Raw genomic sequence first — 6,014 nt, forward strand, 5'->3', positions numbered from 1 at the left:
TACCTATGGAATAGTGAGCAAAAAAGTTTTTACGGACATTGAGGGCAATCATCTAAGAAAATTGCCCATTCTTTTACCATCTAAACATCAGTCCAACTGATATCAGTCCAACCAAAATTAACTTTTAAGGTTTGGGTATCAACGGGAAACCTTGACATATTATTACTAGCCCAAGTTTTTGCTGTACTATTAGCAGGACTGTTTAAATTTAGGACATCTTTAGAGTATTGAATAATTTTGCCAATTCTCAAAATTAACTCGGTTACGGTTTCCCCCGGTGTCCAATAACTTCCTAGACAGACATTTTGGTTAGAAAAAACATTAGGATGAAAAATGGGTGTTAAAAACTTTGCATCGGGTTTTTCTCTAGGATAATTAGTTCCTAGTATGATTTTTACCTGATGAGTATTGCGATAAACAGGATTATTCCCATTAACTTGTTCTATCCCCTTACATCGGTATTCGATGATATATTCATAGGGGGGATTTCCTGTTTTAGAAATCAGTTTTAAACTACCGCCAGAATTCGCAATTAATTCTGAGACTTGTCGTAAATCATTGGTTAGCCTTGTTTCTCTAACACCCATAATTAACCCGCCTCTAAGATAGGATAAACTTCTAAAACATCATCATTTTGAACCCCTGCTGAAGCCAAACTGGTTGCTCCTTCTAATTGTTGACCTGTACTCTGTAAACGCACTGCATAATCAACATTAGCAGGTAAATTCCATTTGGATTGAGTAGTAGAAACAATTTGATCTACTGTCAAAGTGGCAGGTAAAGTTACAGCAGCTTTACGGGTTCCATCTGCCATACGAACGGTAACAGATAAATCGCTCATAGTTCCTCCTATGTTGGGCAAAATTGAATTGATATTCGACCTTGGGATGTCTCGCAATGTAGAATCTCGTTATGAGGAAGACATAATTGTTCAAGGTTAATAGGGTTTTGGGTAGTTGCTAAAGAGAATTTATCTAATATCTGAATCTGTCTTTCTTGTTGACAGTTAGGACATACAATATCTCTTTCAGCAAACTGAGAACGAGGAATGTTGATCGGTTCTTGATCACCACAATTTAAGCATTGCATCCTATCAATGACTTCATTTCGTAGCCAAAGCACCGAATCAGAAAATCCAGACACATCTAACTGTTTAAGAATTTCCTCAACCGTTAAACTTGGTGAATAAGTTAACTTAATACTCGGTTCAAGGGTTAAATCATGGGCTAAACAATACTCTTGACGAGGAATTTTGACCTTAAAGGCATTCCAAGGATTTAAGTTCAAAAAAAGCTTTTCTCCTGCTTCTAATACCCCCTCTTTTTGGTGTAAATAAAGTAAAGCCTGTTGAACTTCCATTGCCGCAATAATGGAAGCAATTGTCGCGGTTGTGGGCATTGATTTCTCTGGGAGATCCCGTTTTAAACCTTGACAAGAATATCGCTGGTTTCGGCGTTTCCACATCCGATCTGTAATGGTACATTCATAACAAGCAGCATCGGTGTTAGGATCGAAGAAACTGATTTCTCCATTAACCACACCAATTCCCCCATTAATCCACGGAATCCCCGCACGATAGGCCATGTTATTAATTGCCCAACGAGCATTAATACTGTCTAAACAACCAATAATAATGTCATGTTCCCGCACATTCCCGACACCAAGATCAAACTCTAAATCTCCCTGAATTGCTCTCACTGATATGTCGGGATTAATCTCTAGTATCATGCGACGGGCTACTTCGACTTTAGGCTGATTTACGTCTGACTCTCTAAACAAAACAGAACGAGTCAAATTAGTAATTGATACAACATCAAAATCAATGACAGTGATATGGCCAACGCCAATTAAAGCCAGATTTTTCAGTACCTCATTCCCTAAAGCACCCGCCCCAACAACTAATACGTTTGCACGGGTAAGTTTATCTTGATTCCACCAATCGATTAGGCCATGTCGGGAATATCGTTCATCTGGCGGTAGAGATACATCAGTCCATTCCATATACTCTAAGAACACTGAGAAATATAGGCTGTTTACTGATTTTATTCAGTGCCTATACTGATATACTACTCCATGATTTCAGAAAAATATCAGGGTAAATGCTAACAAATATCAGATTTTTTACTAAGATGCTATCAGGAGTTTATCAGGATGTAACAACAATGCACAATGAGCCATTTACTCAAGCAGCCCAACAGTGGGACTTACAAACCCTCTACGCTGATCTCACCTTCGCCAAAGGAAAACCCCTAACCCCTGTGGAAAAAACTCATCTGCGTGGCCTACTGTGTGGCTGTAGTCCCTCAGAAATCGCTGAAAAACTCCATAAAAACCCTAACGGGGTAGAGACGGATCTTTGTGCTACGGTGTATCGTTATGTTAAGAATTTACTGGATAAGAATAACGGACGTATTGATAATTGGCGTAATATTACCCAATGGTTAGAAGAAGCAGGTTATAAACATCCTTCTGCTCAAATTCCGATGACTAAGCTTTTACCTGAGCAAAGTGTGGCTAATATAACTAATGTGACTGTAGAAACAACTCAAGTCGTTATTCATTTTAATCTTGCCATCCCTACCTCAAATAATAATGGTAGTTATCAAAATGAATCAGAAAAAAGTCAAGACGCTGAGAAAATGGATACTTGATTAAGCGTTTGAATGATGATCATGTTCATAATCAGGGGAAAACTTCCCGGGAAGAAATTAGGAAACACCACCTAGACGGGCATATTCTAAAATCGACTGGCTAAGAGCATCGCGATCATCGCGGGTGAGATAATAATTCCGGCCGCCGATATCATTGAGAAATCGCAGTAGGGCAAGACAAGCGGACTCTAGATCCGCTCGGTGTCGGGCAGCCGCTAAAGCTTGTTCGCAGGTGGCATAAACTAGGCGATTGCTAATTCCTTCCCTGCCATCCACTCGCCAACATTGAAAAGAATAACCCTGCATTTCTGCGCTCAATTCAATCTGCCAACCGTGATAGTCAAATCGCGTGTAAATCATTTCAAGCAGCCCCTTTTAGGAGAGGAAAGTCACAGGTTTGACCGCTCTGATTGTCTTAGAAGTCCCGCACCTGTCTAACTCTCTAATTTAACGGGTGATTATGGAAACCCTCTGCAAACTTTGTGCAGATTTCGTGCAGAAATGATTTTGTCCACTATCTAAAGGCAGATATTATACTAAATCCGTTGAGGACGTAGGTTGGGTTGAAGCATGAAACCCAACGCCCGCATAGTTTACGCTACCGCTAACCCATCCTACAAATAATTGTGCCTCCCTACTTATTAAATCCGTTGAGTAGTGGGCTACATATCAGCAGAGGCACTCCTGCAAAAGGGTGAATAAATAATCAGTTTTTAATAACCGGATTTGGCATTACTTCAAGCGATAACCAAGACCGTGAACGGTTTCAATAAAGTCTTCCGGCGCACCCAGGGATTTTAGCTTGTGACGAAGACCGCGAATATGGGAAGTAACGGTTTCCTCGGCTGGAGAATCGTCCAAAGACCAAACTCGCTCAATAATACCCGATCGACTTAAGACCCGGCGCCCATGGGTAACAAGTAATTCTAAGAGAGCGAATTCCTTGGGGGTGAGGGAAAGAAGTTGACCGTTATAACTGGCCTCGTGGGTACTGGGATTTAACTGCAAACCCCCCCAAGATAATAAAACACTGCTGGTACTGCTGCCACGTCGGATCAAGGCCCGAATCCGCGCCATTAATTCGCCCAAATCGAAGGGTTTAGTGACATAATCATCGGCCCCTGCGTCTAATCCGTCGATTTTATCGATTACCGTATCCCTTGCGGTTAATAATAGGACGGGAACGGTGGCATTAGCAGAGACGGGATGATGGGATTCCGCTCGTCGCAGACGTTGACAGAGTAAAGTTCCGCTTAATTTTGGCAGGGTGACATCGAGAACTAAAAGATCATATTTGCCTAATTCTAGCCAATTCCAGCCTTCTTCTCCGTCTCTAGCCACATCAACAACGTATTGTCGCTCGCTCAAGGCCTCTCGCAAAATCTCGGCTAGTTGCATATCATCTTCTACTACTAAAATTCGCATGGTCTAGACATAGAGTAAGCTGGAAATAGCGTCGGTTAACTCCTGATGAATTGGCTCAAACAAGGAAAATGGATCGCGGGAGGTTTCGGGCTAACTGTCTTATTGATGGGAACTATTAGCCTAGTTTCCTATCGCAATACCCTCGCTCTGCGTCAGCGCGCTGCCGAGGTGGAAGTTACCTACGAGATTATCGATAATCTCAGTAATCTTTACGCTAACATGGCGGTGGCCGAATCGGGAAGACGGGGTTATATCAAAACTGGCAGCCCCAGTGAATTGGGCCGTCATCGTCGGGCGATCGCTTTGATGCAATCTAACTGGCAACTCCTGGCTAAACAATTAGAAAACGGCACAGATTTCGAGCGGGAAATGGTGACTCAGATCGGGGATTTAATGTATCGGCGAATTGCTCTATTTAATCAATCGATCGCTACCTATAAATCCGATCGATCTGATGATATTTCTCAAGATGCAATCACGGTTAAAAGTGTCCAGATTCGGGATAAGTTTCAAAATCTTCTTATCTATTTACAAGCTAGTCAGAAAAGGAATTTAAGAAGTAGCATTGCTAGTTCTAGGGATAGTATCCGCGAAAATTCTCTGTTGGGTTTACTGGGAACTTTTACTAGCTTTGGGATTATTTGCGGAGTTTATTTTTTAGTTTTTTGGCAAGAGAAACGGCGACAAAACAGTGAAAAAATTCACCAATTATTACTACAAGAAAAAGAAATTTCTGATCTAAAAATTCAGCTTTTTTCCATGATATCCCATGAATTCCGAACCCCTTTAACCGTGATTCTTTCTGCCTCGCAGTTATTAGAAAATGGCTTAAAAGATGCAGATCAGTCGAGCAGAAAAAACCTATATAGAATCCAGTCTTCTGTCAAGCTAATGAATCAATTCTTAACAGATATTTTGATTTTAACTAGGGCAGAATCTGGCAATCTCAGTTGTCAACTAGAGCCGCTCGATATTGAAGCTTTTTGTTTAAATTTGGTCGAGGATTTTCAATTTATTAATAAAAATAATACGCCGATTAAATTTGTCAGTCAGGGATTGATGATTCGTCCCTATCTAGATGAGAAACTGCTCTACTCGATTTTAAGTAATTTACTCTTAAATGCGATTAAATATTCCCCCACGGGAGCAGGGATTAGTTTGATTTTGTGGAAAGATAGCGATCGCATTTTTTTTCAAGTCCAGGATCACGGGATCGGGATTGCCGAGGAAGATAGAGGTAAGATCTATGAACCCTTTTATCGGGGTCAGAATGTGGAAAATATTATCGGCACGGGATTGGGGTTAGCAGTGGTTAAAAAATGCGTCGAACTCCACCGTGGCGAAATCGCCCTAGATAGCCAAGTGGATAAGGGAACAAGCTTTACTGTCAAACTGCCGATTTCACCTTAGTTTCAGCTTGAGCGGTCTAAAAATTACGAAAAGAATGTAACTTTCTTTCTTCCGAAATGGGACGAAAGCAAAGAAGAATTTTTAAGTAAGTAGTTATAATTAAATTGAAGATAGATTTTGCCTCTGATCCCCCCTTAATCCCCCCTTGATAAGGGGGGTGCCGATCCCCCCTGCTCCCCTTGATAAGGGGGGTGTCTGACAACTTTTAACACCTACCTACTTATCTTCTAGATAAATCGATCGCAAAGTCCAATCTCGATCGATCCTGAAACCGCCACCAGTGCGTGATCGCAGCCGGAATTAGTCCAGAATCAACTCACTCCGGGTTGATGGCATGGCAACTTTTAGGCAAAAATAGGGCTTTTACCGCCAAAAAAGCCTATATTTCTGGACTTCCCCCATACATAAATACTAAAAAATTAACAAAACCCTTACTGCAGGTCGCTTCTAAGAAAAAATTGAAAAGAGGCTACTGGGTACATTTTTTACTTGAAAATGGCTGTACCGTTGACTGTATCTGGAGTAGAG

General features: G+C 41.2%; 8 protein-coding genes. 3 read left to right on the forward strand and 5 right to left on the reverse strand.

Annotated elements, in window-relative coordinates; all coding sequences use genetic code 11:
* Positions 1-80: 80 nt before the first annotated feature.
* From O9324_RS05205 to O9324_RS05215, 3 genes are read right to left on the reverse strand one after another with little or no spacing between them, the layout of a single operon-like run.
* Positions 81-587: a ubiquitin-conjugating enzyme E2 gene (locus O9324_RS05205; RefSeq protein WP_288139631.1), complete on the reverse strand. Its 507-nt coding sequence runs from the start codon at positions 585-587 to the stop codon at positions 81-83.
* Positions 588-589: 2 nt separating this feature from the next.
* Positions 590-841: a ubiquitin family protein gene (locus O9324_RS05210; protein ID WP_004158139.1), complete on the reverse strand. Its 252-nt coding sequence runs from the start codon at positions 839-841 to the stop codon at positions 590-592.
* 8 nt (positions 842-849) lie between these two features.
* A complete protein-coding gene (locus O9324_RS05215; RefSeq protein ID WP_024971250.1) occupies positions 850-2,001 on the reverse strand; it encodes a HesA/MoeB/ThiF family protein in 1,152 nt (383 codons plus the stop codon).
* A gap of 161 nt (positions 2,002-2,162) precedes the next feature.
* Here O9324_RS05215 and O9324_RS05220 point away from each other — a divergent pair, with 161 nt between their 5' ends.
* Complete coding sequence (locus tag O9324_RS05220) at positions 2,163-2,651, forward strand: helix-turn-helix domain-containing protein (protein ID WP_288139632.1); 489 nt, start codon at positions 2,163-2,165, stop codon at positions 2,649-2,651.
* A 57-nt stretch (positions 2,652-2,708) separates the two neighbouring features.
* Here O9324_RS05220 and O9324_RS05225 read toward each other — a convergent pair whose 3' ends face one another.
* Together O9324_RS05225 and O9324_RS05230 are read right to left on the reverse strand one after the other, a co-directional pair.
* Entirely contained in the window at positions 2,709-3,011 is a 303-nt protein-coding gene (locus tag O9324_RS05225) for a hypothetical protein (protein ID WP_002771893.1), read from the reverse strand.
* Positions 3,012-3,383: 372 nt separating this feature from the next.
* Entirely contained in the window at positions 3,384-4,076 is a 693-nt protein-coding gene (locus O9324_RS05230) for a response regulator transcription factor (RefSeq protein WP_002758477.1), read from the reverse strand.
* A gap of 45 nt (positions 4,077-4,121) precedes the next feature.
* Between O9324_RS05230 and O9324_RS05235 the strand changes: the two genes are divergently transcribed.
* Together O9324_RS05235 and O9324_RS05240 are read left to right on the forward strand one after the other, a co-directional pair.
* Positions 4,122-5,486, forward strand: coding sequence for a sensor histidine kinase (locus O9324_RS05235; RefSeq protein ID WP_288139633.1), 1,365 nt, complete (start codon positions 4,122-4,124; stop codon positions 5,484-5,486).
* A 329-nt stretch (positions 5,487-5,815) separates the two neighbouring features.
* The coding region (locus tag O9324_RS05240) for a hypothetical protein (RefSeq protein ID WP_288139634.1) at positions 5,816-6,014 on the forward strand (199 nt) is incomplete at its 3' end.

Origin of the sequence: Microcystis sp. LE19-84.1B, from assembly GCF_027531875.1 — a bacterium.
Taxonomy (GTDB): Bacteria; Cyanobacteriota; Cyanobacteriia; order Cyanobacteriales; family Microcystaceae; genus Microcystis; species Microcystis panniformis.